Here is a 25,052-nt window from a genome sequence, read left to right as displayed (position 1 = left end):
TTACGTACCGGTCAGGTGCTCGGGGCGGACGGGGCAGCGGGGCAGGGCGAGGCCGGTGGCCGCTCTGATCGCGGCCACGATGGCCGGGGTGGACGAAATCGTCGGCGGTTCGCCGACGCCGCGCAGGCCGTAGGGCGCGTGCGGGTCGGCGCGCTCGAGGACGTCGATGCTCATCGGCGGCATGTCGAGCACGGTCGGGATGAGGTAGTCGGTGAACGAGGGATTGCGGATCTTGCCGTCGACGGTCTGGATCTCCTCCATCACGGCGAGGCCGAGCCCCTGCGCCGAGCCGCCCTGGATCTGGCCGAGCACGGCCTGCGGGTTGAGCGCCTTGCCGACGTCCTGCGCGCAGTCGAGTGCGACGACCTTGACCAGGCCCAGTTCGACGTCGACGTCCACCACCGCGCGGTGCGCGGCGAACCCGTACTGGACGTGGGCGAAGCCCTGCCCGGTCTCGGGGTCGAGCGCGGTGGTCGGCCGGTGACGCCACTCGACGGTCTCGTCGAACTGCTCGCCGTCGAGCACGTCGACGAGGTCCGCGAGCACCCCGCCGTCACCGGCGACGACCTTGCCGCCGGTCACGCTGAGCTGCCCGCTCGTACCCAGCCTGGCCGCCGCATGGGACAGCAAACCCTGGCGCACGGCCACACACGCGGCCTGCACGGCACCACCGGTGACGTAGGTCTGGCGTGACGCCGAGGTCGAGCCGCCGTTGCCGATCGAGGTGTCCATCGGCAGGATCGTCACCTGCTCGATGCCCAGTTCGGTCCGGACGATCTGCTGCATGATCGTCACCAGGCCCTGACCGACTTCGCACGCCGCGGTGTGCACGGTCGCGGCGGGTTCGCCGCCGACCACCTGCAGCCGCACGCGCGCGGTCGAGTAGTCGTCGAAGCCCTCGGAGAAACAGACGTTCTTGATGCCCACGGCATACCCGACGCCGCGGACGACGCCCTCGCCGTGGGTGGTGTTCGAGACGCCACCGGGCATCCGGCGCAGGTCGAGCTCACCGCGTTCGGCGGGCAACGGCTTGGCCCGCAAGCGTTCCAGCAGTTCGGCGACCGGCGCGGCGGAGTCGACGACCTGCCCGGTCGGCATCACGCTGCCCTCGCTCATCGCGTTGCGGATCCGGACGTCCACCGGATCGAGCCCGCACGCCTCGGCGAGTTTGTCCATTTGGGACTCGTAGGCGAACCCCGCCTGCACCGCGCCGAAGCCACGCATCGCGCCGCACGGCGGGTTGTTCGTGTACGTGCCCCAGCAATCGACCGAAGCACTGTCCACATTGTATGGACCGACGCCCAGGGTGGCTGCGTTCGCGACCACCGCGCCGGTCGAGGACGCGTACGCGCCGCCGTCGAGGAACAACCGCGCCTTGACGTAGCGGAGCTTGCCGTCGCGGTCGGCGCCGTGCTCGTAGTACATCTTCGCCGGATGGCGGTGCACGTGACCGTAGAAGGACTCTTCACGGTTGTAGACCATCTTGACCGGCTTGCCGGTGTGCAGCGCCAGCAAACACGCGTGGACCTGGATCGACAGGTCCTCCCGGCCGCCGAACGCACCGCCGACGCCTCCCAGCGTCAGGCGCACCTTTTCCTTGGGCAGCCCCAAAGCGGTGACGATCTGCTGCTGGTCGACGTGGAGCCACTGGGTGGCGACGTACAGATCGACGCCGCCTTCCGTGTCGGGCACGGCCATGCCGGACTCCGGGCCGAGGAAGGCCTGGTCCTGCATGCCGACCTCGTAGACCCCGGACACCACGACGTCGGCGGCCATCTCCTGCGAACCGTGCCGGATCTTGACGTGCCGCACGACGTTCCCGCCAGGATGCAGCTTCGCGCCATCGCCCGCGACGGCCTTCTCCGAGTCCGTCACCGGCTGGATTACCTCGTAGGTGACCTTGATCCGCTTCATCGCGCGGGTGGCCGTCTCGGGGTGGTCGGCCGCGACGAGCGCCACCGGTTCACCCTGGTAGCGCACGATGTGGTCGGCGAGCACCGGCTGGTCGGCGTGTTCCAGGCCGTACCGGTTCACCCCCGGGACGTCCTCGTGGGTCAGGACGGCGTAGACGCCTGGCACCTTGAGGGCGTCCGTCAGGTCGATGCCGGTGATCCGCGCGTACGGATGCGGGCTGCGCAGCGTCGAGCCCCAGATCATGTCCTCGTGCCAAAGGTCCGAGGAATACGCGAACTCGCCCTTGACCTTGATCGTGCCGTCGGGCCGCTGCGGGCTCGCGCCGACGCCGTTCACCGAACCGGTGACGGTGTCCTGGTGGGTGGAAGTCACTACGCCTCCCTCAGTTTCGCGCCGGCGACGGAAAGTTCACGGGCGATCACGTCTTCCTCAGAGCGGAGCAGCACGCCTTCGCTGACGACGGTCTCGCCGCCGACGAACAGCCGGGCCAGCGGCGGGACCGCGCCGAGCACGAGTGCCGCGACCGGGTCGGTGATGCCCGCGTAGCTCAGCCCGCGGAGGTTCCAGACGGCCAGGTCGGCGAGCTTCCCGACCTCGATCGAGCCGATTTCCGACTCCCGGCCGAGGCACCGGGCGCCGCCCATCGTGCCCAGGTACAACGCCTCGCGGGTGGTCAGCGCCCGGGGTCCGCCGCGCTGACGGGCCTGGAGCAACGCCTGGTGCAACTCCTCGCCGAGTCCGCCGCGCTCGTTGGACGCGGCCCCGTCGACGCCGAGGCCGACCGGCGCGCCCGCGTCGAGCAGCTGCCGTACCGGGGCGATGCCCGCGCCGATGCGGCCGTTGGACGTCGGGCAGTGCGCCGAGCCGGTGCCGGTCGCGCCGAGCCGCCGGATGGCGTCACCCGACAGGTGGATGGTGTGGGCGAGCCAGACGTCGTCGCCGAGCCAGCCGAGCTTGTCGGCGTACTCGGCCGGGGTGCAGCCGACCTCGGCCAGGCACTGGCGTTCCTCGTCCAGCGTCTCGGCCAGGTGCGTGTGCAGCCGGACGCCCTTGCGGCGCGCCAGTTCCGCGGCCCCGGTCATCAGCGGCTCGCTCACCGAAAAGGGTGAACAAGGCCCCGCCGCGATCTGGACGTGCGCGCCCCGCGAGGCGTCGTGGTGCTTGTCGATCGCGGCCTCGGTGCCCAGCAGCGCGGCCTCGGTCTCCTCGACCAGGTTGTCCGGCGGCAGGCCGCCTTGCGACACCCCGCGGTCCATCGACCCACGCACGATGTGCAGCCGGACGCCGACACGTTCACGCGCCGAGACGAGCGCCTCGACCTGGTCGCCGCCTTCGCGGGGGAAGACGTAGTGGTGGTCGGCGACCGTCGTGCACCCGGTCGTCGCGAGGCGCGCCAGCCCGGCCGTCGCGGCGGCGTGGGTGATCCCGGCGTTCAGCCGTCCCCAGATCGGGTACAGCTCGACGAGCCACTCGAACAGGGTGTGGTCGGCGGCCAGTCCGCGCGTCGCCCATTGGTAGAGGTGGTGATGCGTGTTGATCAGGCCCGGCGTCACCAGGCAGTTGCGCGCGTCGACACGCTCGTCGGCGTCACCGGGTGCGGGCCCGGAGCCGACAGCGGTGATCACCCCGTCCTCGACGACGACGTGGCCGGACGCGTGCTCGGTCCCGGCGGCGTCGACGGTCGCGATGGCGGCGTTCTCGATGACGGTCCTCATGCGCTCGCACCCCGGCTCGCGGCGAGGCGGACGGCGTCGAGGATTTTCTCGTAACCGGTACAGCGGCACAGGTTCCCGGCGAGCGCCTCGCGGATCTCCTCGTCGGCGGGCTCGGGGACGCGGTTGAGCAGGTCGTGCGCCGCGACGACCAGCCCTGGCGTGCAGAACCCGCACTGGACCGCACCGGCGTCGACGAACGACTGCTGCACGGGGTCCAGGATTTCGCCGTTCGCGAGTCCTTCGACGGTCCGCACCTCGCGGCCCTCGGCCTGCCCGGCCGCGACCAGGCACGAACACACCGGCACCTGGTCGAGATACACCGTGCAGGAGCCGCACTCGCCCTGCTCACAAGCGTTCTTCGAGCCCGGGAGGCCGAGCCGCTCACGCAGGACGTAGAGCAGGCTTTCGCCCTCCCAGACGTCGTCGGCCTGGCGGTCCTCGCCGTTGATCTTCACGTTCAGGCGCACGAGCGCTCACTCTCCTGCTGAAAGTCGGTCCAGGCCCAGGTCAACGTACGGCGCGCCAGCACGGACAGCGCGTGTTGGCGGTAGGCCGCGCTGCCGCGGACGTCGTCGATCGGCGACGTCGCATGGGCGACGAGCTCACCGAAACGACGTTTGACGGAGTCCGCGATCGGCGCGCGCGTGGCCCAGGGCAGCTCGGCGGCGAGGTACGCCTCGGCGTCGCGGGCGTGGCGCGGGGTGGGCGCGGCCGAGCCGACGACGGCGCCGACCCCTTGGTACTCGGGCCGCAGCGCGATCGCGAACGAGCACACCGCGATCACCATGGCGTTGCGCGTGCCGACCTTGGCGAACTGCTGCGGGCCCGCGTGCTCAGGCAGGTGCACGGCCGTGATCAGCTCGTCGGGCTCGAGGGCGTTGCGCTTGACGCCGAGGTAGAACTCCTCCGCCGGGATCGTCCGCACCCCGCGGACCGAAGCGATCTCGATCTCGCCGTCGAGGGCGAGCACCACCGGGTGGGTGTCCCCGGCGGGCGACGCGGCGCCGAGGTTGCCCCCGACCGTGCCCCGGTTGCGGATCTGCGGCGAGCCGACCGTGCGCGAAGCCATCGCCAGCGCGGGCACTTTTTCACCCAGCTCAGCGATCACCCGGACGTACGGGACCCCGGCACCGAGCCGGACCGTGCCCTCGGCGGCCGACCATTCGGTGAGCTCGGCGATCCGCGTCAGGTCGAGCAGGGCGGCCGGTCGACGATGGTCGAAATTGAGCTCGACCATGACATCGGTACCCCCGGCGATGGGCACGGCTTCGGGCCGTTCGGCCTTCCACGCGAGCGCCTCGCCGAGCGTGCTGGGGCGCAGGAAATCCACTCTCTGGCTCCTTCGATTGCGGCAGTGCCCCAGTAGACGCCAGGGGCGTGGCACACGGCAACGGTGCCGAAGTACGAACCTGACCGTGCGGAAAGCCATCTGTTTGTGCTTTCCTACAACAGTCATGACAACCGTGAAAACTCTGCTCGCCCTGCCCGGATTGCGCTTGCGTCCGCGCACCGGGACCGCCCGGCTCGACCGGCCGGTGACCCGGATCTACGTCACGGAGCTGCCCGACCCCGGCCGCTACCTGTCGGCGGGCGAGCTCGTGCTGAGCGGGCTGCTGTGGTGGCACCAACCCGGCGACGCCGATTCGTTCGTCGCCCAGCTCGCCAGTGCGGGCGCGTCCGCGCTGGCGGCGTCCGGCGCGGACTCCGGCGGCATCCCGCAGGACCTGATCGACGCCTGCGTCCGCCATGACATCCCCCTGCTCGAGGTGCCCACGGACCTGTCGTTCGCGGTGGTCATCGAACGGGTGGTCCTGGCGCTGGCGTCGTCCTCGGGCACCGCGCGCAAACGTTTGCTGTCCGCGGCCGCCGACGACGAATCGCCGGAGTCGCTGCTCGACCGGGCGACGACCGAGCTCCGCGTCCCCGGCTGGGTGCTGTCCACGACCGGCCGGGTGGTGGCGGGCCCCGACCCGCTCCCGGAGCGGGCGGACGAGCTCGCGCGGCGGTTCGTCGCGGCGCGCGGCAGGCCGACGGAGGTAGCCGGGTTGTCGCTGTCGCCGGTGGGCGGCCGCCCGGCGGTGCCGTGGTTCGTGGCGGTGGCGACGCGGCTCACCACGGCGCAGGGCGAGGTCGTCGACGAACTGGCCGGGCTCATCGGCGTGGCCAGGGCGCGCGCCGAGCAGGTGCGCCGCGTGACCGACCGGGCCGTCGAACCGCTGCTCGCCGTGCTCGAAGAGGGCGGCGATCCCCGAGACACCTTCGCCGCGACAGGTCTGTCCGGCTCGGTCCGGTTCCTCCTCGCGCGCACCGAAGGGACACGCGAGAGCGGCGACGTCCTGGCCGAACTGCTGGCGAACCACCCGAGCCGGGTCCTGCTCGGCGAGCCTGGCGAGGACACCTACGCCGTCGTCGAGGACAACGGCGACTGGCCAGACGACTGGGCCCGGCGGGCGGCGGCAGCACTGTCCACAGTGGAACCAATGCTGTCGGCGCCCCGGGTGCTGCTGAGCTTCAGCGACCCCACGACGGTCACCGGCCTGCGTGGTGCCAAGGAGATCGCGCGGCACGCGCTGGCCGTGGCGGCGGCTCGCCCAGGGCCGGTGGCCGTGGTGCCCGCCGGGGAGATCGGCGTCCACCGGCTCCTGCTCGCCGGTGCTTCGGACGAGTTCCGCGCGGCGCTGCGTGAGCGGGTGCTCGGCCCGCTGCTGGCCTATGACGCCGAGCAGAACACCGAGCTCGTCCACACCCTGCGGACCTTCCTCGGCTGTTCCGGCTCCCCGACCAGGGCCGCGCGGGCGCTGCACGTCCACGTGAACACCCTGCGGTATCGCATCGGCCGGGCGAGCGAACTGCTCGGCGCGGACCTCACCGAGTTCACCGAGCAACTGGACGTCTACCTCGCCCTTCTGGCCGAGAGTGATTGATCGCCCACACAGGGACACCATCTTGGCGTAAACTCACTCCCCGTCGTCTCGCTCGAGGGAGGGCCCGTGAACGTCTCGCTCGTCATCATCGGCGCCGCGCTCGTCGCGGCCGCCCTCCTCGGGGGCACCCGGCTCGGCGGCGGCGTCATCGGCTCGACGGCGGTCAAGATTTTACTGGTGCTGGTGGGGGTGATCTCGCTCCTGCTCGGCATCTTCGCGAGCACGCTGAGCAAACCCACCGCGTCGCCCGCGGGCCGCGCGGCGACGTCGATCGCCCTCCGGCTCCGGGCCGGGGAGAGCGAGGCCACGGTCGGGAACCCCCGGGAGTGAGCGCCCACCGGCGATAACGAAAGATCTGTGCATGCCCGAAGCGCCCCCAGACCTCTTCACCGCCGCGACCGCCTACGCGCGCGGCGACGAGAAAGCCGCCGGCGCGATCAATCCAGCCCGCCCCGAACTCGGCGAAGAGGCCGAGCAGACGACCCGCCAGGTGCTGAAGCGGGTGTTCGAACGCGGGTGGCTGCCCGACGACCTCTACGAGCTCGCCCGGCGCCGGTTCGACGAGTTCGGGACGAGCTACCTGCTCGACTCGCTCGCGATCTACGTGGATCCCTACGCGCCAGAGACCGTCGACGCGCGCTGGCTCGAGGGGCTGGACGCCAAGGTGTGGTGGTCACGGACCGAGCCGCACCTGGGGCAGTGGGCGGCGAAGCAGGTGCTCATCGGCGAGGAAGTCGTCGCGGCCGTGATCGAGGTGCTCGGGCAACTGCTGCGGCTGCCGACGTTGAACCTCATCCTTTCGCTGCCCGGCACGGTCCGGAAGGAGACGGCGCACGTCCACCACGGCGTCGACGAAAAGAAACTCGGCCGCGTCCGGGCGCTGCTCGCGAAGGCCGAGTCCAGCTCGTTCCCCGAAGAGGCCGAGGCGCTCACGGGAAAGGCGCAAGAGCTGATGACGCGGTACGCGCTGGACCGCGCACTGGTCGAGGCCGAGACGGGCGTGAACACGGACGCGTTCGTCACCAGGCGGTTGTGGCTGGAGACCCCGCACCTGGACGCGAAATCCCTGCTGGTGCAAGTGGTTTCGGCCGCGAACCGGTGCCGCGCGCTGTTCCACGGCGAGTTCGGCTTCGTCAGCGTCCTTGGTGACGAGGACGACGTCGACGCGGTGCTCCTGCTGACGACCTCGTTGCTGTTGCAGGCGACCAAAGCGACGCTCGCCAGCGGCAAGAAGGCGACGCGGGCGTACCGGAAGTCGTTCCTGGTCGCCTACGCGTCGAGGATCGGCGAGCGGCTCGAGCAGGCGCGGATGACCATCACCGCCGGCCAGCCGTCGCTGCTGCCGGTGCTGGCCACCCATCAGGCCAAAGTGGACGAAACCTTCGAGCGGGTGTTCCCCGCCAAGGTCGGCAAGCGGGTCTCGGTGCGCAGCGGAGAGGGCTGGGAGGCGGGCCGCGCGGCGGCCGATCAGGCCACGCTCGACGGCTGAGGTTTCTTACCCTCCAACGTTTCCAGCACCTCCCCCGGTTTGACCGTCCCTGAAGGCCACTGTGTCCCCAAAGGCCCGTCGCCTCGTCGGCGACGGGCCTGACGGCGTTAGACGCCGTCACGGTGGCCTTCAGGGACCGTTGATTAGTGCGGCGGGAAGTCCCCGATCGACGGTCCCCGTAGGATCGGTTCCACCGCACTGCCGCCGACCCGAAGAATCCCGGAGCACTGGTACCCGTGTCCGTCACCATCCGGCGAGCCGACCTCGCCGCCGAGGCCGAAGAAATCACCAAGCTCCTGGTGGACTACATGACGGTGGCCACGGAACAGCTCCTCAGCGAGTTCGGTATCGAGGACCCGCCCACCGACATCTCCGGTCTGCGGGCGTCGCTGCAGGAGTACGACGATCCCTCCCGCGCGCTGCTCGTCGCCGAGGACTCGTCCGGCTCCCTCGTGGCGGTGGCGGGGTTGCGCACGCTGGAACCGCGCGTCGTCGAGCTGAAACGGATGTACGTCGCGCCGGAACGCCGCGGGCAGGGCGTCGGCGCACGCCTGCTCGACTCGCTGCTCGAAGAAGCCGCGCGGATGCGGGCCTCGACGGTCCGGCTCGATACCGCCCGCTTCATGGCGGAGGCCCAGCGCTTGTACCGTTCGCGGGGCTTCACCGAGCGAACTCCCTATCAGGGCACGGAAATACCGCCGCACCTCCAGCAGCACTGGCTGTTCTTCGAACGACGCGGGTGAGTCACTCGTGCGGGATGTCCGCCGCCCGCGCCGGGACGGCGTCCAGCGCGGCGAGCGTCGCGTCGTCGAGCACGATCGCCCCGGCGTCGACGTTCTCCCGCAGGTGCTCGACGCTGGCGGTACCCGGGATGAGCAGCACGTTCGGGGCGCGGTGGAGCAGCCAGGCGAGGCCGACCTGCGCGGGCGTGCGGCCCAGCGACTCCGCCGCGGCCACGACGGCCGGCTCGTCAGTCACCTTCGGCATGCCGGGCAACGCGCCGCCGAGCGGGAAGAACGGCACCCAGGCGACACCTTCGGCGATACAGAGGTCGAGCAGTGCCTCGTCGTCGCGGGCCACGAGGCTGTAGGCGTTCTGCACACAGGCGATGCCCGCCGGGAGCGCCCGGCGCAGGACCTCGATGTTCACGCTGCTCAGCCCGATCGCACCGATCTTGCCCTCGTCGCGCAGCGCGACCATGACCGCGAGCTGGTCGTCGAGATCGACCACCTGGTCGCCCTCCGCCCGCAGGCCCGGCCCGGTGTCCGTGCGGCGCAGGTTCACCAGCGGGATGCGGTCGAGACCGAGGCTGGCGAGGTTGGCCTCGACACTCGCCCGCAGTTCTTCCGGCCGCTGCGCGAGCCGGACCGGGGTGGGCCCGCCGGGACTCGAATCAGCCCCGACCTTGCTGGCGACGAGAACGCCGTCCTCGGGGCGGATCGCCTCGCGCAGGAGGCTGTTGGCGTGACCGTCGCCGTAGAACTGGGCCGTGTCGATGTGGTCGACGCCGAGTTCGACCGCACGCCGCAGCAGTTCGACGGCCGCGGTGCGATCTCCGCCCGGACGCAGCTGCATGGCCCCGTAGCCGACGCGAGAGACAGTGCGGCCGGCGAGCAGGATGGTGCCACTGGAGGTCATGGAAGTCCCGTCCTCGTGCGATGATGCTGGAGGCGGAGGAACCTCCGCTTCCGACTGTTGCACTACCGGAGGTGCCTCCGTTTTGACTCCGTCCGAGCCCCCCGCCACGGGCCGCGCCGACGCGCGGCGCAACCGCGAAAAGCTCATCACCGCGGCTCGAACGGCCTTCGCGACCGCGGACGCCATGGTCGCGCTCGAAACCATCGCCCGCGACGCCGGAGTAGGCATCGGCACGCTCTACCGCCACTTCCCCACCCGCGGAGCCCTCGTCGAGGCCGTCTACGCCGCCGAGCTCGACGAGGTCGCGACGAGCGCCCCCGCCCTGCTCGCAGAGCTCCCGCCCGAGCTCGCCCTGCGCGCCTGGATGGACCGCTACGTGGCGTTCGTCGCCGCCAAGCGGGGCATGATCGACACACTTCGCGCCGGAATCGCGTCGGGGACCATTTCAACGCCGCACACGCGGAAACGCCTCAACGCCGCGATCGCCACGATCCTCGCCGCCGGAGTGCGGACAGGATCGCTGCGCGCCGACGTCGACGCCGACGACGTCACCGCGATGCTCCTCGGCGTGTTCCTCTCCACGGCGGCCACCGGCACCCCGGACCGGATCGACGCGCTCCTCACACTCGTCGTCGACGCGGTAAAGGCCTGAACCCGATGTCGCCGTTGACCTTTACCGGCCAACGGGATCCTGTCCCGGCTCCAGGCCCAATAGCATGCCGAGCATGACCCGCGTAGTCTTGGCCTCTGTGGTGATCTCGATCATGGCGTTGACGACCGCGGGCTGCGGCACTCCCCCCGAGGCCGCCCCGCCGCCACCGGCCGCGTCCCCGTCTCCCTCTTCCGCCGAAGATCACCAGGAGTTCTGCGGCAACCTGAACGGCTTCGCCACGGTCGCCGGGCCACTGTTCACCCTCATCGCCTACCCGCTCGTCACGGACGGCGAGACCCCGCAGAACCGAGCCAAGGTTGTCGAGGCCGTGGGGCAAATCGCGTACTCCGGCGTCGTCCTGCTCTCGAAGCTGCCGAAAGCACTGGACGACAAGCTCCGCAAAGTCGTCTACGCCGCGGCCGACGCGAAGAAGAACCTGGCGGACGGAACCCCGGCGAGCAAAGCCATCGCACCCTTGGAAACCGCGGAGATCGAGGCCGCGCGGAAAGCCGTGGTGGACTATCGCGGCTCCTGCTGACCACGTTCGCGGCACGGCCTGCTACCTCGGCGTCCTGCTGATCACCCACCTCCTGGTGGCGAACCTGCCCGCGCCCGCCGCGGACAGCCTGCTGCACGCCATCAGCACCGCCCCCGCGGACGTCGACTGGTGGTTCCCGGTGCGGCTGTTCGCCGGCGCGCTGGTGGTGGACACCTCCGGCGACCTGCTCAACGTCGTCCTGATCGTGGTCGCCGGGGTCGCGTTCTGCCTCGGCCTGCTGGAACACCGGCTGGGCACGGCTCGCGCGTTCGGGATCTTCCTGACCGTGCACGTGGTCGTCACCCTGCTGACGCTGCTTCTGATCGCCGTGGCGGACTACCCGGCCGAAGTGCGGACGGAGCTCGACTACGGGGTGAGCTACGGCGCGCTGGGCGCCGCCGGTGCGGCCACCTGGTTCCTGCCGCGCTGGACGCGCGTGCCCTGGGCGGCGTTCATCCTGCTCTACCCGCTGACCGCCGCGGACTGGTACGGCAGACTGCCGGACGTCACCACGTGCGGGCACGTCCTGTCCGCCGCGCTCGGTCTCGGGCTGGGGCTGCTCGTCCGCGCACACCGGGTCCGGACGGCGGGAGAAAACGTTGGGTAGCAAGCCGTTGGGTGACAAGCCGTTGGGTAGCAAGCAACAGCGCCGCCGGGTGTTCCTGACGGGCGCGTCCGGGAACTGGGGCCGGTCTGTCCTCACCGAGTTCGCCGAGCGCGCCGGCCGGTTCGACGTCGTGGCGCTGGTCCTGCCGACCGCGCACGACCGCGAGGCGATACGTGCTTTCCAAGGCATGGACAACCTCACCGTGGTCCACGGTGATCTCACCGACTACGCGGTGGTCGAGAACTGTGTCAGGGACGCGGATTTCGTGCTCCACGTCGGCGCGGTCGTCTCGCCGTACGCCGACGACCACCCCGAGCTCACGCACCGGGTCAACGTCGGCAGCGCCCGCAACATCATCCGCGCGGTGGCGGCCCAGCCAGATCCCGCGTCGATCGGGGTCGTCATGGTGGGCTCCGTGGCCCAGACCGGTGACCGCAACCCGCCGCACCACTGGGGCCGGATCGGGGATCCGTTGCGGGTCGCCCGATTCGACGAGTACGGCCAGAGCAAGATCGTCGCGGAACGGGCGCTGGTCGACTCGGGACTGCCGAAATGGGCCTGGCTGCGGCAAACGGGCATCTTCCATCCGGGTCTGCTCGGCGTCCGCGACCCGATCATGACGCACTGCCCGTTCGAGGGCACCATGGAATGGGTGTCCGTCGAGGACTCCGCGCGCCTGCTGGCGAACCTCTGCGAACCCGAGGTCCCACCCGAATTCTGGTGCGGTGTCTACAACATCGGCGGCGGCGAGGACTGGCGGCTGACCAACTGGGAGCTGCAAACCCGCCTGGCCGCCGCGCTGGGCGTCACGGACATCCGGCGCTGGCACGAACGCGACTGGTTCGCGACGCGGAACTTCCACGGCCAGTGGTACACCGACTCGGACCGGCTGGCGGAGCTCGTCCCGTTCCGCCGCGACACCTTCGACGCGGCACTGAATCGGGCGGTGGCCGCGGCTCCGGCCACCGTGCGGCTCGCGGGCAAAGTCCCCGCGTGGATCGTGAAGAACCTCGTGATGAAGCCGTTGACCCGGCGGCCGCGCGGCACCCTGCGTTTCCTCGCCGACGACGACACCGACCGGATCGACGCCTACTTCGGCTCCCGCGCCGAGTGGGCGTCCATCGGCGACTGGACGACGTTCGTCCCACCCAGCCCGGACCGGAACCCGCGATACCTCGACCACGGTTACGACGAGCCGGCGGCTTGGAGTCGTGCGGACTACCTTCAAGCCGCGCGCTTTCGCGGCGGCGAACTGCTTTCCGACAACCCCGAGCCCGGCGACATCACCACGCCCCTGCACTGGCGCTGCGCCTTCGGCCACACCTTCCTGGGGAGTCCGCGGCTCGTCCTGACGGCAGGCCATTGGTGCCCCGACTGCGTCCGCGACCCCGCGGGCTACCGCGCCCAAGCCGAGCGCAACCCGTTCCTGGCACAGCTCGAAGACCGTTGAGCACGCGCGGAATTTCTGGTCGTCGGGTTCGTCAACGAGGTCATCGCAGGCTCGACGAGCTGGCCGTACGCGACCTGACCACCATCCCGCAACGCGTCGACGAGTCGTGGTCGTTGAACGCGCAAGCACCACAAGTCGTCGACGAGTCGTGGTCTCTCAGTGGCCAAGAGACCACGACTCGTCGACGAGTTGCGAAACTAGACCAGGCGCCGGGCGTAGCGGTCCAGGGCGGCGCGGTCGAAGCCCAGTTCGGGCTCGTCGAGTGCGCCGCAGTCCAGCCCCCGCAACAGGAAGCTCGCCAACGCCTGTGCCGTCGCGGGCTCGTCGAGTACGCCCCGGTCGGTCTTGTCGGCGTAGTCGCGCAGACGCGACGCGGCCGAGGAGAAGCCTTCGCGGAAGAAGGTGTACGTAGCTGCGAAGCGCGTCGGCAATTGGTGCGGGTGCAGGTCCCAGCCCTGGTAGAACCCGCGTTCCAGCGAGCGGCGGATGAGGCGCAGGTGTTCACGCCACGCGCTCAGGACGTTGTCCCCCACCGGCAACTTGTTCGTCGAGCCGTCCGACAGCCGCACGCCGGTGCCCGCCGCCGCGACCTGCATCAGCTGCTTGGCGAAGTCCGCCGCGGGGTGCTCCATGCTCTGGTACTGCGCGCCGATACCGAGACCGGCGCTGTAGTCGTACGTCCCGTAGTGCAGCCCGGTGCACCGACCGGCTGCGGCCTGGACGATGCGGGCGACCGCCACCGTGCCGTCCGTGTCCAAAATGGACTGTGCCGTCTCGATCTGGACCTCGAACCGCAGCGCGCCTTCCGGCAGTTCGTACGCGGTTTCCAGCTCTCCCAGCAGGTCCGCGGCCACCGCGACCTGCTCCACCGCGGTCACCTTTGGCAACGTGACGACAAAGCCTTCCGGCAGCGGGCCGCTTTCCAGCAGCCCGGCCAGGAACAGGTCCAACGTCCGGATGCCGCGACGTCGCGTCGCCGCTTCGAAGCTCTTGAACCGGATCCCGACGAACGGGGTCCCGCCGGTGATGGCGAGGGTCCGCCCGGCGGCCAGCGCGGCCGCGTCCTCGGCCTCGTCGCCCTGGTTCCCGTACCCGTCCTCGAAATCGATCCGCAGGTCTTCGATCGGCTCGGTGAACAGCTTCTGCCAGACCCGCTGGGAAACCTCGGGACTCAGGTCGAGCGAGTCGCCCTGTTCGCCGAAGATCCGCTGGGCCTGCTTGCCCCAGTCCGCGACGAACCGCGCCTTGTACTGCGACGCGGGCACGTACACGGTGTGCACCGGCTGGCGGCCGGACGGCTCGCCGGGATACGTGGCCGCCACCCGCGCGTCCGCCTCGGCGAGGCGCGCGTCCGCGGCGGCGTAGGTCTCGTCGGTGAGCCGGCCGGTCCCCACGGCGCTACTTGATCCGCTCGTAGGCGGGCAGCGTCAGGAAGTCCGGGAAGTCCCGCGCCAGCGAGACCTGCTCGAACAGCTCGACCGCGGGCGCGAGCAGGTCTTCCTTGATCTCGGACGACAGCTCGCCGCGGACGTCGGCCAGCACGCCGCGCACCAGCTCCTCGGTCACCTTGTCGCCGGTGTCGAGCACGGTGCCGTTCTTGACCCACTGCCAGATCTGCGAGCGCGAGATCTCGGCGGTGGCGGCGTCCTCCATCAGGTTGTGGATGGCCGCCGCGCCGTTGCCGCTGAGCCAGGACGCGAGGTAGCGGACGCCGACGTCGACCGCGGCACGCAGGCCCGCCGCGGTGGAGCCGCCCGGGGTGGACGCGACGTCGAGGAGCTGGTCTGCGGTGACACTGACCTCGTCACGAGTCCGGTCGAGCTGGTTCGGCTTGTCGCCGAGGACCTTGTCGAACTCCTCGCGGCAGATGTCGACCATGCCCGGGTGCGCGACCCAGGAGCCGTCGAACCCGTCGGCCGCCTCGCGGCTCTTGTCCGCCCGCACCTTGTCCAATGCGGCGGCGGTGACCTCGGGGTCCTTGCGGTTCGGGATGAACGCGGCCATGCCGCCGATGGCGAACGCGCCGCGCTTGTGGCAGGTGCGCACGAGCAGCTCGGTGTAGGCACGCATGAACGGCGCGGTCATCGCCACCGAGTTGCGGTCCGGCAGCACGAACTTCTCGCCCGCGTCGCGGAAGTACTTGATCATGCTGAACAGGTAGTCCCAGCGGCCCGCGTTGAGGCCGGACATGTGGTCGCGCAGCTCGTAGAGGATCTCGTCCATCTCGAACGCGGCCGGGATGGTCTCGATCAGCACGGTCGCGCGGACGGTGCCGTGCTCGATGCCCAGCGTCTTCTCGGAGTGGGTGAAGACGTCATCCCAGAGCCGCGCTTCGAGGTGGCTCTCCATCTTCGGCAGGTAGAAGTACGGGCCCTTGCCGCGGTTCAGGAGCTCCTGGGCGTTGTGGAAGAAGTGGAGCCCGAAGTCGACCAGCGCGCCGACAGCCTCGCGGCCACCGAAGGTCAGGCCACGCTCGTTGAGGTGCCAGCCGCGCGGACGGACCACGATGGTGGCGTGCTCGACGTCGTCACGCAGCGCGTAGCTCTTGCCACCGGCCTCCAAGCTGATCTCTTCGCGAACGGCGTCACGCAGATTGACCTGGCCGGACACCACGTTCGCCCAGTGCGGGGTGTTCGCGTCCTCGAGGTCGGCGAGCCACACCTTGGCGCCGGAGTTCAGCGCGTTGATGGTCATCTTGCGGTCGGTCGGGCCGGTGATCTCGACGCGGCGGTCGCGCAGCGCGAGTGGTGCCTCGGCCACGCGCCAGTCGCCGTCGCGGATCGACTGGGTCTCGGGCAGGAAGTCGAGCTTTCCGGTGGTCCTGGCCTCTTCTCGGCGCTTGCCGCGGGCCTGGAGGAGCTCGTCGCGGCGGGCCGCGAAGGCGTCGTGCAACCCGGCGAGGAAAGCGAGCGCTTCCGTCGTCAGGATCTCGTCGCCACGCTCGACTGGGTCACCGTGCACCTGGACTTCGGAAGACATGCGAAACACCCCGTGCGGTCGAAGACTGGTGACGCCCCCAAACAGGACGCCCCTACGGTTTTCTACATCACGGACTATAGTTTCTGCATAGCGGAAGCTCAATGTGACGTAAGGAGAGCCTCGGTGGCAGAGGAGAAGACCGGGCGCGACGGGGGCGTCCAATCCCTTCAGCGGGCCTTCGAGCTGCTGGAACACCTCGCGGACACCGGCGGCGAGGCCAGCCTGTCCGAGCTGGCGACCCTGTCCGGGCTGCCGATGCCGACCATCCACCGGCTGATCCGCACCCTGGTCGCACTGGGCTACGTCCGGCAGAACACCAACCGCCGCTACGCGCTCGGCGCCCGGCTGATCCGCCTCGGCGAGAACGCGAGCATGCAGTTCGGCGCGTGGGCGAAACCCCTGCTCGCGGAGCTGGTCGAGGAGGTCGGCGAGACGGCGAACCTCGCGGTGCTGGAGCGCGACGAGGTCGTCTACGTGGCCCAGGTGCCGTCGAAGCACTCCATGCGGATGTTCACCGAGGTCGGCAGGCGGCTGCTGCCACACGGCACCGGCGTCGGCAAGGCGATGCTCGCGCACCTGCCCGACGCCGACGTCGAGGCCCTGCTCGGCCGCACCGGCATGCCCGCGTACACCGAGCACACCTTCACCGACGAAGCCGCGCTGAAGGTCGAGCTGAAGAAGATCGCGAAGCAGGGCTACGCGCTCGACGAGGCGGAACAGGAGCTGGGCGTCAGGTGCGTTGCCGTGAACGTCCCCGGCGCTCCCGCCCCCGCCGCGGTGTCTGTATCCGGCCCGTCCGGGCGCCTGACGATGGAGGCCGTCTCGCGCATCGCCCCGGTCGTGCAGCGGGTGGCCGCGACCCTCGGCGCCCACCTCGAAGGTCCCTGAAGGCCACCTTCACAGCGTAAAACGCCGTGAAGGTGGCCTTCAGGGGCAATCACCAGGACGGCCGGACCAACTCGTCGGCCAGCAGGTCCATCAGCAGGCCGTCGTGCCAGGTGCCGTCCTGGCCGCGCTCGTACTGGCGCAGCAGGCCGACCGGACGGAACCCGAGCTTGGCGTAGCAGCGGACGGCGGACTCGTTGGCCGCCGCCGGGTCGATGGTCAGCCGGTGGTGACCGCGTTCGTCGATCAAGTGCCGCGCGAGGGTGTGGATCGCGTCGGTGCCGATCCCCCGGCCGTGCCACCCCGGGTGCACCGCGATGTCGATGCCCGCGTGCCGGTACTGCGGGGTGAGCTCCTCGGAGCTCTGAATGATCCCGACCAGCTCACCCTCGAACTCGATGACATAGGACGCGGTGTCATCGCCCTCGTCGAGCAGGCCCTTGGTCTCGGTGTCCGGATCGCCCCACCACCGCGAGACCTCGGAGGTCGACAGGATTTCGCGAGCCCTCGGCTGGTCGGCAGCCGTATACGTCCGCAACAACACCCGGTGGCCGTGGATCGTGGTCATGGCAGCTTCCACCTCCTCCTCAACAGCGCTGATTGCCCCTGAAGGCCACCTTGACAGCGTAAAACGCCGTGAAGGTGGCCTTCAGGGGCTGTTAGCAGGAAAGGCTCAGCCGAGCAGGGCGTCCACGAACGCGCCGGGCTCGAACGGGGCCAGGTCGTCCGGCCCCTCGCCGAGGCCGACGAGCTTGACCGGGACGCCGAGTTCGCGCTGCACCTGGAAGACGATGCCACCCTTGGCCGTGCCGTCGAGCTTGGTCAGCACGATGCCGGTGACGTCGACGACCTCGGAGAACACCCGCGCCTGCATCAGGCCGTTCTGGCCGGTGGTGGCGTCGAGCACGAGCAGCACCTCGTCGACCTTGGCCAGCTTCTCGACCACCCGCTTGACCTTGCCGAGCTCGTCCATCAGGCCGGTCTTGGTGTGCAGGCGGCCCGCGGTGTCGATCAACACGGTGTCGACCCCGGCGGCGATCCCGCGCTTGACGGCGTCGAACGCGACGGCCGCCGGGTCCGCGGCTTCCTTGCCGCGCACGACCTCAGCGCCGACACGCTCGCCCCAGGTCGCCAGCTGCTCCGCGGCGGCCGCGCGGAAGGTGTCCGCCGCGCCCAGCACGACGGTGCCGCCCTGCACGACGAGCACCCGCGCGAGCTTGCCGGTGGTCGTGGTCTTGCCGGTGCCGTTCACCCCGGCGACCAGCACGACGGCGGGCTGCTTGACGCCGTCGACGACATGCGGCAGCGCCCGGACGGCGCGGTCGTGGTCGGTGGACAGCGCGGCCGTGAGCACCTCGTGCAGCACGGCGCGGGCGTCGGCCGAGGTCCGCACGGCGCGGCGGCTCAGCTCGTCACGCAGGCGCTCGACGATCTCGGTGGTGGTCGCGGCACCCAGGTCGGCCATCAGCAGGGTGTCCTCGACGTCCTGCCAGGAGTCCTCGTCCAGGTCCCCGGCGCCGAGCAGGCCCAGCAGGCTCTGCCCGAACACCGAGCGGGACTTCGAGAGCCGCCCGCGCAGGCGTTCGATCCGCCCGGTCGCCGGGTCGATCTCGTCGAGCGCGGGCGCCGGGGTCTCGACCGGTTCGGGCAGGGAGACGTCCAGCACGGTGCGCTGCGGCGAGTCCCTCGGCACCGCGGCGTCGTCACCGACCGCGGGCTGGCCGTCGACCTCGGGCCGGTCCTCGACCGGGTGCTCGGCGGCCTCAGGTTCAGCCGTTCCGCCAGGAGCGAGCGCGATGCCGCTGCTGGCCGTGTAACCACCGCCGCGCGGCTTCTTCTCACCTTCGACCCGGCGGGCTTCGTCCAGGGTGATCCGGCGGCGGCGCGCGATGAGCAGGCCCGCCACCAACGCGATGACCAGTACGACGACGGCTACGACAACGATCCACAACCAGGGGGTGCTCGACACGGTCGCCATCTTCGCATCCGGAACCCGGGACCCCCGCCACGCCCTCCCGCCAGGGCAACAGATAACGATGTACAACCTGATTACGCCAAATGGTCACATCCAGGCTTGCGCAGTCCGACATCGCCGACTAAACCCCTTCGGATGACTGTGCGCCGCAGCGACGAGATCCGGGTGGTCGGGCTGATTTCCGGCACCTCGCTCGACGGCATCGACGTGGCGGCCGCCGGACTGAGCGTCGAGGACGGGACCGTCCTGCTGCGTCCGCTCGGCCACCTCGAACTCCCCTATCCCGACGAGCTGCGGGCGGACCTGCTCGCCGCGCTGCCACCGAACCCGTGCACCGCCGAACGGCTGACCAAGCTCGACACCCAGGTCGGCCAGGCCTTCGCCGAAGCCGCCGCCCACGGCGTCCGGGAGCTCGCGGGCGGGGACGCGGACCTGATCGCCTCACTCGGCCAGACGGTGTTCCACTGGGTCGAAAACGGCGTCGCGCGCGGCACCCTGCAGGTGGGGCAGCCCGCGTGGATCGCCGAGCGGACCGGGTTGCCGGTGGTCGCCGACCTGCGCTCACGCGACGTCGCCGCGGGCGGGCACGGCGCCCCGCTCGCCAGCACGCTCGACGCGCTGTGGCTGCGGAACCTCGCGGACGAGAGCGGGCACGCGGTCGCGGGCCTCAACATCGGGGGCATCGCCAACATCACCGTCGTGCCACCGGAAGGCGAGGTCGTCGCCTACGACACCGGACCGGGCAACGCCCTGCTCGACGTCGCGGCGGCGCGCGTCACCGGCGGCACGCAACGCAGCGACCTCGACGGCAGGCTCGCCGCCCTCGGCACAGTGCGTCCCGAGCTGCTCGCGCGCCTTCTCGCCGACGCGTACTACGCGGCCCAGCCGCCGAAGTCCACCGGTAAGGAGGTCTTCCACGGCGGCTACCTCGACTCCGCCACCACCGGGCTCACCCTGTCCGGTGAAGACCTCCTGGCCACCCTCACCGAGCTGACGGCCGTCAGCATCGCGCGGGAGTGCGTCCGGCACGACGTCGTCACGGTGGTCGTCTCGGGCGGCGGCGCCGACAACCCGTCGCTGATGGCGGCGCTCGCCAGAAACCTGCCGGACACCGCGCTCAAGACCAGTGACGACCTCGGCCTGCCCCGCGCCGGCAAGGAGGCCTACCTGACGGCGTTGCTCGGCTGGCTCACCCTCTCGGGCGTATCGGGGAACGTGCCGACGGCGACCGGCGCGCGCGGACCGCGAGTTCTCGGCAGTATCAGTCCCGGCGACGGACCTTTGCGTCTTCCTGCCCCGCTGGGGGGCACCGTGACCCGGTTGCGGGTAGCGGGCGAAGCAGACAAGACGGTAGGAGATACACATGAACCCAGTTGACCTGGTGATCGTCGTGGCCTATCTGGCCGCGATGCCGATCATCGGCGTGCTGATCGGCCGCAAGCAGAAGTCCGCGTCCGACTACTTCGTCGGCGAGCGCAGCATGCCATGGTGGGCGGTGACGCTGTCGGTGGTCGCCACCGAGACCTCCACCCTGACCGTGATTTCGACGCCGGGGCTGGTGTTCGGCAGCGCGTTCCTGTTCCTCCAGGTCGCCTTCGGCTACATCATCGGCCGGACCATCGCCGCGTTCGTGCTGCTGCCGCGCTACTTCAAGGGCAACTACGTCAGCGCGTACGAGTTCCTCGGCAAGCGGTTCGGCCGCGGGCTGCAGGGCACGGCGTCGGTGACGTTCGTGATCACCCGGCTGCTGGCCGAGGGCCTGCGGCTGTTCGCGGGCGCGATCCCGATCAAGGTCATCCTCGACCACTACGGCATCCACACCGCCTACTGGCACATCGTGGTCCTGCTGACCGGGCTGACGGTGATCTACGCGTTCGTCGGCGGGATCAAGTCGGTGATCTGGGTGGACGTGATCCAGTGGTCGCTCTACATCCTCGGCGCCATCGCCGCGATCATCGTGCTGGGCTCCAAACTGCCCGCCGGGTGGACGAGCATCGCCTCGGACCAGGGCAAGTTCAAGCTGGTCGACTTCGGGATGAACCTGCTGACCCAGCCATACGCGTTCCTCTGCGCGGTGATCGGCGGGGCGTTCCTGTCGATGGCCTCGCACGGCGCGGACCAGCTCATCGTCGGCAGGCTGCTGTCCTGCCGCAACCTGCGCGACGGCCAGCGCGCGCTGATCGGCTCGTCACTGCTGGTGTTCGTCCAGTTCGGACTGTTCCTGGTCGTCGGCGCGATGCTGTTCGTCTACACCGGCGGCGCGGGCGGCGCCACCGCGACGAACATCGCCAAGGGCACGATGTCCGGGGACGACGTGTTCCCCAACTTCATCGTCAACGACCTGCCGGTGGGCCTGGCAGGGCTGCTCATCGCCGGCATCCTGGCCTCCACCATGGGCGCGCTGGCCTCGGCGCTCAACGCGCTGTCGACCTCGACCATCGCCGACCTCTACCAGCGGTTCACCAGCAAGTCGGTCGAGGATTCGAAGCTCCTGCGGCACGGTCGCATGTGGACACTGATCTGGGCGGTGGTGTTCGCGATCTTCGCCTCCCTGTTCACCAACTCCAAGGACCCGGTGATCCAGCAGGGCCTCGGCATCGTCGGGTACACCTACGGCGCGTTGCTTGGCGCGTTCTTCCTTGGCCTGCTGGTGAAGAAGGCCCGCCAGGCCGACGCGGTGGTCGCCTTCGTCGCCTCGGTGGTCGGGATGGCGTTCATCATCCTGTTCGTCAAGTTCGACAAGGCGACGACGTCGGTGCACCTCCAGTTCGGGGCGGCGACGAAGACGCTCGTGCCGCTCGCCACCTTCTGGTACACCTTCGTCGGGGTGATCATCTCGCTGCTCGTCGGCGGCCTGCTCGCCCTGCGGCACCGCGACGCGGATCCGAAGTCGATCGAGATCGACGCGCCGGAGACGGAGCCGGAACCCGCCGCCTAGTGTCCGCCTTCGGTGGGCGGTGCGCCGCTCACCGAAGGTCCCCGGTGATCTCGAGGACGACGGCGGTCCACGTCATGCCGACACCGATGCCCAGCAGCAGCACGTGATCGCCGGGCCCGACCGTCCTGTTGCGGAGCAGGAAGTCCAGCGCGACCACCTGGTCGCTCGCGCCGAGGTGGCCGACGCGGCGGCCGAGCGCGAACATCGTCTGGTCCTCGGCGATGCCCATCGGCCGCAGGATCTGGGTGTCCACCAGGCGGCGGCCGTAGTGGGGCGCGCAGACCTTGGCGAGATCCGGCAGGTCGAGCTCGGCTTCCACCAGCGCGGTCTTGACCACCTCACAGACCCCGGCGGCGTTGCGGGAGAGCACGGTCGACCGATCCTGCGAGGTGAACCACTCGGCCTTGCGACGGCGGATGTCGAGGGGCTCGTGCGCCGCGACGCTGGCCATCCGGAACGGTTCGTCGCCGCGTTGCAGGCCCTCCAGCGAGGGATCGGTATACGAGGCGATGGACAGGATCCTGGCGAAACCGGGTTCGCGCGACAGCACCACGGCCGAGCCCGCGTCGCCGTAGACGATGCCGAGATCGGTGTTCCAGTGCGGAAAACCCGGGCCGCCGAACCGATCCCCCGCGGTGATCAGCACCGCGTTGTGGTCCGGCCTGCCTGCCAGCAGGCTGGCCGCGAGGTCCATCCCGGCCACCACGCTGTTGCTCATGGCGCCCAGTTCGGCGTTGAGGCCGGGGCCCGCCGGGAGGCCGAGCTGATGGCGCACGAACGACGCGGCATGCCAGAAGTCGATGCCGGGATAGTAGATGCCCGCGTGCAGCGAGCAGGTCGGCGCCAGCGGCGCACCGAGCTGCTTTTCGGCCTGTGTCAGCGCCTTGTGCCCGGCCCGCACCGCGAGCCGCGGGCCCGGCAGGTCGGCGACGGAGGTGGACAGCTGTGCCGATTTCTCGGCCTCCGCGGGCTCGTATTGGCCTGTTTCGATGGCGTGCCGGACGGAGACGAGCTTGCCGACCTCAGTGCCGATGCCGACCAGGTTGATCGAGGTGAAGCGCATCAGTTCGCCACCCTCGCCGTGAGCTCCAGGCGAACCTCGAGCAGGCCGTCGTCGCGGTCGTACTCGGCCAGCACCATGTACCCGGCCGCGACGAACGGGGCGCACACGGTCTGCCAGTCACCGCCGGAAAACCGGTGGAAGGCAAGGAAAGCAGGCCGGGCGCCATCGGAAAGCTCGGCGGCGACGTGCCCCCAGCCGGTCTCGCGATCCCAGCAGACCAGCAGGCGCGGGGGCGTCTTGAGCACTTCGTCCGGCATGACGGTGAAATACCGGCGTTGAACGGGCAAGACGAAGTCGGTCATTCGTGATCCTTGGGTTTTGTGCGCGAGCCGGACAGTCACCGGCCGCCTCGTCGAGGCCGGTCCCGGGTTGACGGCAAAGCATCAACCTGCACTTGAGAGATTACCCTGAGCTATCTTGCGGGCTCGCACACCCGATCACCGAGAGCTACCAACTACCGTGTATGACGGCAGCAAAACCGGCTCTGACATGCGAAAAATGCCGTGAACAACACGAAAAATGCGCCAGACGCGATCGTGGGCATTGCTACTTGAAGTAGCCGAGATCCCTCCCGACTGATGAAGGTGACTACTTTGAGTAGCAGCACGGTGGAGCGTCGCCGCGCTGCGTCGACAACGTCGTCCCGCCTCGTGGGAAATCACGCCTGTCGGCTGACTCGGGCCTGCCACGTCCACTGTGGACAAAGACATGGCCGTCCGGCTACTCCGCGGACGGGGCCTCTTCGTCGGCCACGACGTCCTCCACCGGCTCGGACCCGGGCTCCGACACGGCTTCCTCGACCACGACAACCGGAACCTCGACCGGAGCAGCGACGGGCACACCCGGCTCGTCGCGGCCGGTGCGGAGGCGCTGGGAGATGACCTTGGTGATGCCATCGCCCTGCATGCTCACGCCGTACAGCGCGTCGGCGATCTCCATCGTCGGCTTCTGGTGGGTGATGATGATCAGCTGCGAAGACGCCCGAAGCTGCTCCAGCAGGCCGATCAGGCGGCGCATGTTGGTGTCGTCCAGCGCCGCCTCGACCTCGTCCATCACGTAGAAGGGTGAGGGGCGGGCGCGGAAGATGGCCACCAGCATCGCGACCGCGACGAGTGACTTCTCGCCACCGGAGAGCAGCGAGAGCCGCTTGACCTTCTTGCCAGGCGGGCGGGCCTCGACGTCGACGCCGGTGGCGAGCAGGTCGTTCGGCTCGGTGAGCACCATCCGGCCTTCGCCGCCGGGGAACAGCACACTGAAGACGACCTCGAACTCGCGCGCGACGTCCTCGTAGGCCGCCGCGAAGACCTCAAGGATCTTCTCGTCGACGTCCTTGATGACGCTGAGCAGGTCCTTGCGGGTGTCCTTGAGGTCCTCGAGCTGCGTGGAAAGGAACTTGTAGCGCTCCTCCAGCGCCGCGAACTCCTCCAGCGCCAGCGGGTTGACCTTGCCGAGCAGCGTCAGGTCCTTCTCGGAACGCTTGGCACGGCGGGCCTGGGTGTCGCGGTCGTACGGGATCGGCGGCGGCGGGGTGACGTCCTCGCCGCGCTCCTTGGCCGCTTCGTACTCGGCGACCTCGCCCACGCTCGGCGGCACGGGGACGTCCGGGCCGTACTCGGCGACGAGGTCCTCCAGCCCGATGCCGAAGTCCTCGCTGATCTTGGTTTCCAGCGTCTCCAGGCGAAGCCGCTGCTCCGCGCGCTGCACCTCGTCGCGGTGGACGGCGTCGGTGAGCTTCTCCAGCTCGCCGGTCAGCTCGCGGACCTTGCTGCGGACCTGCGCGAGCGCACCCTCCCGCGTCTGCCGCTGGGCCTGGGCGTGGTCGCGCTCGGCGGCCGCGCGCTGGACGGAGATCTCGATGCGCTCCAAGGCGATCTCGCCGCCGTCGACCACGGCGGTGGCGATCTCGGCGCCGCGCTTACGGGCCGAACGGGCCTTCTCGGCCCGCTCACGGGCCTGCTGCTCGGCGAACGCCGCGCGGCGCAGGGACTCGGCCTTGCCCGCGATCCCGCGGGACCGCTCCTCCGCGGTGCGCAGGGAAAGGCGGGATTCCATCTCTTCCTGGCGCACCACCGCGAGGTCGTCGGCTGCCTGGTCGCGCTCGGCGGTGTCCGGGTCCTCGTCGATTTCCTGCTCGGCGACGGCGGACAGGCGCTCTTCGAACTCGGCGAGCTGGGTCAGCGCCTGCTCGCGGCTCTGCTCGACCTTGGCCCGCTGGTTACGGAAGCGCTCGACCTCGGCCTCGGCCGCGCGCGCGGCCTGCTGCATCCGGTTGAGCCGCTCCGAGG

23 protein-coding genes are annotated in these 25,052 nt (G+C 70.0%); 11 read left to right on the top strand and 12 right to left on the bottom strand.

Features of this window, described 5'->3' with window-relative positions; all coding sequences use genetic code 11:
• From pucD to QMK34_RS13755, 4 genes are read right to left on the bottom strand one after another with little or no spacing between them, the layout of a single operon-like run.
• Positions 1–2,286, bottom strand: coding sequence for a xanthine dehydrogenase subunit D (pucD, locus tag QMK34_RS13770; RefSeq protein WP_326414285.1), 2,286 nt, complete (start codon positions 2,284–2,286; stop codon positions 1–3).
• Positions 2,286–3,629, bottom strand: a complete 1,344-nt coding sequence (locus tag QMK34_RS13765) for an 8-oxoguanine deaminase (RefSeq protein WP_326414284.1) — start codon at positions 3,627–3,629, stop codon at positions 2,286–2,288. Before QMK34_RS13765 ends, pucD begins: the two co-directional genes overlap by 1 nt.
• Complete coding sequence (locus QMK34_RS13760; protein ID WP_326414283.1) at positions 3,626–4,096, bottom strand: (2Fe-2S)-binding protein; 471 nt, start codon at positions 4,094–4,096, stop codon at positions 3,626–3,628. The genes QMK34_RS13765 and QMK34_RS13760 overlap by 4 nt, the downstream gene beginning before the upstream one ends.
• On the bottom strand, positions 4,087–4,959 hold the full coding sequence (locus QMK34_RS13755; RefSeq protein ID WP_326414282.1) for an FAD binding domain-containing protein: 873 nt from the start codon (positions 4,957–4,959) through the stop codon (positions 4,087–4,089). The genes QMK34_RS13760 and QMK34_RS13755 overlap by 10 nt, the downstream gene beginning before the upstream one ends.
• A 124-nt stretch (positions 4,960–5,083) precedes the next feature.
• Here QMK34_RS13755 and QMK34_RS13750 point away from each other — a divergent pair, with 124 nt between their 5' ends.
• From QMK34_RS13750 to QMK34_RS13735, 4 genes are all read left to right on the top strand, one after another.
• Positions 5,084–6,553 (top strand): PucR family transcriptional regulator, encoded by a 1,470-nt coding sequence (locus tag QMK34_RS13750; RefSeq protein WP_326414281.1) that lies wholly within the window; start codon positions 5,084–5,086, stop codon positions 6,551–6,553.
• 66 nt (positions 6,554–6,619) lie between these two features.
• Complete coding sequence (locus QMK34_RS13745; RefSeq protein WP_326414280.1) at positions 6,620–6,883, top strand: hypothetical protein; 264 nt, start codon at positions 6,620–6,622, stop codon at positions 6,881–6,883.
• Between the two features lie 31 nt (positions 6,884–6,914).
• Positions 6,915–8,042: a DUF2786 domain-containing protein gene (locus QMK34_RS13740; protein WP_326414278.1), complete on the top strand. Its 1,128-nt coding sequence runs from the start codon at positions 6,915–6,917 to the stop codon at positions 8,040–8,042.
• Between the two features lie 236 nt (positions 8,043–8,278).
• Complete coding sequence (locus tag QMK34_RS13735) at positions 8,279–8,785, top strand: GNAT family N-acetyltransferase (RefSeq protein ID WP_326414277.1); 507 nt, start codon at positions 8,279–8,281, stop codon at positions 8,783–8,785.
• A 1-nt stretch (position 8,786) separates the two neighbouring features.
• Here the strand turns inward: QMK34_RS13735 and QMK34_RS13730 are convergent, their stop codons facing one another.
• Positions 8,787–9,680: an aldo/keto reductase gene (locus QMK34_RS13730; protein WP_326414276.1), complete on the bottom strand. Its 894-nt coding sequence runs from the start codon at positions 9,678–9,680 to the stop codon at positions 8,787–8,789.
• 82 nt (positions 9,681–9,762) lie between these two features.
• Between QMK34_RS13730 and QMK34_RS13725 the strand changes: the two genes are divergently transcribed.
• From QMK34_RS13725 to QMK34_RS13710, 4 genes are all read left to right on the top strand, one after another.
• Positions 9,763–10,332 carry a TetR/AcrR family transcriptional regulator gene (locus tag QMK34_RS13725; protein WP_326414274.1) on the top strand — a complete coding sequence of 190 codons (570 nt, stop codon included), beginning with the start codon at positions 9,763–9,765 and terminating at the stop codon, positions 10,330–10,332.
• Between the two features lie 73 nt (positions 10,333–10,405).
• Positions 10,406–10,870, top strand: coding sequence for a hypothetical protein (locus tag QMK34_RS13720; protein ID WP_326414273.1), 465 nt, complete (start codon positions 10,406–10,408; stop codon positions 10,868–10,870).
• The gene (locus QMK34_RS13715; RefSeq protein WP_326414325.1) at positions 10,854–11,477 is read left to right on the top strand and encodes a rhomboid-like protein; all 624 of its coding nucleotides are present in this window, start codon (positions 10,854–10,856) and stop codon (positions 11,475–11,477) included. The genes QMK34_RS13720 and QMK34_RS13715 overlap by 17 nt, the downstream gene beginning before the upstream one ends.
• Positions 11,470–12,927 (top strand): NAD-dependent epimerase/dehydratase family protein, encoded by a 1,458-nt coding sequence (locus QMK34_RS13710; protein ID WP_326414272.1) that lies wholly within the window; start codon positions 11,470–11,472, stop codon positions 12,925–12,927. The genes QMK34_RS13715 and QMK34_RS13710 overlap by 8 nt, the downstream gene beginning before the upstream one ends.
• Before the next feature lie 197 nt (positions 12,928–13,124).
• Here QMK34_RS13710 and QMK34_RS13705 read toward each other — a convergent pair whose 3' ends face one another.
• Both QMK34_RS13705 and aceB read right to left on the bottom strand, forming a co-directional pair.
• Positions 13,125–14,321, bottom strand: coding sequence for a DUF6986 family protein (locus tag QMK34_RS13705; protein ID WP_326414271.1), 1,197 nt, complete (start codon positions 14,319–14,321; stop codon positions 13,125–13,127).
• Positions 14,322–14,325: 4 nt separating this feature from the next.
• The gene (gene aceB, locus QMK34_RS13700) at positions 14,326–15,906 is read right to left on the bottom strand and encodes a malate synthase A (protein ID WP_326414270.1); all 1,581 of its coding nucleotides are present in this window, start codon (positions 15,904–15,906) and stop codon (positions 14,326–14,328) included.
• Between the two features lie 123 nt (positions 15,907–16,029).
• Here aceB and QMK34_RS13695 point away from each other — a divergent pair, with 123 nt between their 5' ends.
• A complete protein-coding gene (locus QMK34_RS13695) occupies positions 16,030–16,794 on the top strand; it encodes an IclR family transcriptional regulator (protein WP_326414269.1) in 765 nt (254 codons plus the stop codon).
• Positions 16,795–16,843: 49 nt separating this feature from the next.
• Here the strand turns inward: QMK34_RS13695 and QMK34_RS13690 are convergent, their stop codons facing one another.
• Positions 16,844–17,359, bottom strand: coding sequence for a GNAT family N-acetyltransferase (locus tag QMK34_RS13690; RefSeq protein WP_326414268.1), 516 nt, complete (start codon positions 17,357–17,359; stop codon positions 16,844–16,846).
• A gap of 105 nt (positions 17,360–17,464) precedes the next feature.
• Positions 17,465–18,760 (bottom strand): signal recognition particle-docking protein FtsY, encoded by a 1,296-nt coding sequence (gene ftsY / locus QMK34_RS13685; protein ID WP_326414267.1) that lies wholly within the window; start codon positions 18,758–18,760, stop codon positions 17,465–17,467.
• Positions 18,761–18,901: 141 nt separating this feature from the next.
• Here ftsY and QMK34_RS13680 point away from each other — a divergent pair, with 141 nt between their 5' ends.
• Together QMK34_RS13680 and QMK34_RS13675 are read left to right on the top strand one after the other, a co-directional pair.
• Positions 18,902–20,143, top strand: coding sequence for an anhydro-N-acetylmuramic acid kinase (locus tag QMK34_RS13680; RefSeq protein WP_326414266.1), 1,242 nt, complete (start codon positions 18,902–18,904; stop codon positions 20,141–20,143).
• A complete protein-coding gene (locus QMK34_RS13675) occupies positions 20,130–21,704 on the top strand; it encodes a sodium:solute symporter (RefSeq protein WP_326414265.1) in 1,575 nt (524 codons plus the stop codon). Before QMK34_RS13680 ends, QMK34_RS13675 begins: the two co-directional genes overlap by 14 nt.
• 28 nt (positions 21,705–21,732) lie before the next feature.
• On the opposite strand, the gene QMK34_RS13670 is transcribed toward QMK34_RS13675, so the two are convergent.
• From QMK34_RS13670 to QMK34_RS13660, 3 genes are all read right to left on the bottom strand, one after another.
• On the bottom strand, positions 21,733–22,767 hold the full coding sequence (locus QMK34_RS13670) for a ketoacyl-ACP synthase III family protein (RefSeq protein WP_326414264.1): 1,035 nt from the start codon (positions 22,765–22,767) through the stop codon (positions 21,733–21,735).
• Positions 22,767–23,069 carry a hypothetical protein gene (locus QMK34_RS13665; protein WP_326414263.1) on the bottom strand — a complete coding sequence of 101 codons (303 nt, stop codon included), beginning with the start codon at positions 23,067–23,069 and terminating at the stop codon, positions 22,767–22,769. Before QMK34_RS13665 ends, QMK34_RS13670 begins: the two co-directional genes overlap by 1 nt.
• Before the next feature lie 418 nt (positions 23,070–23,487).
• Positions 23,488–25,052: AAA family ATPase (locus QMK34_RS13660; RefSeq protein ID WP_326414262.1), on the bottom strand; the 1,565-nt coding region annotated here is incomplete at its 5' end.

Origin of the sequence: Amycolatopsis sp. H20-H5 (assembly GCF_035828755.1) — a bacterium.
Taxonomy (GTDB): domain Bacteria; phylum Actinomycetota; class Actinomycetes; order Mycobacteriales; family Pseudonocardiaceae; genus Amycolatopsis.
The sequence above is the reverse complement of the archived record's forward strand: the minus strand, read 5'-3'. Positions and strand labels throughout refer to the sequence as shown.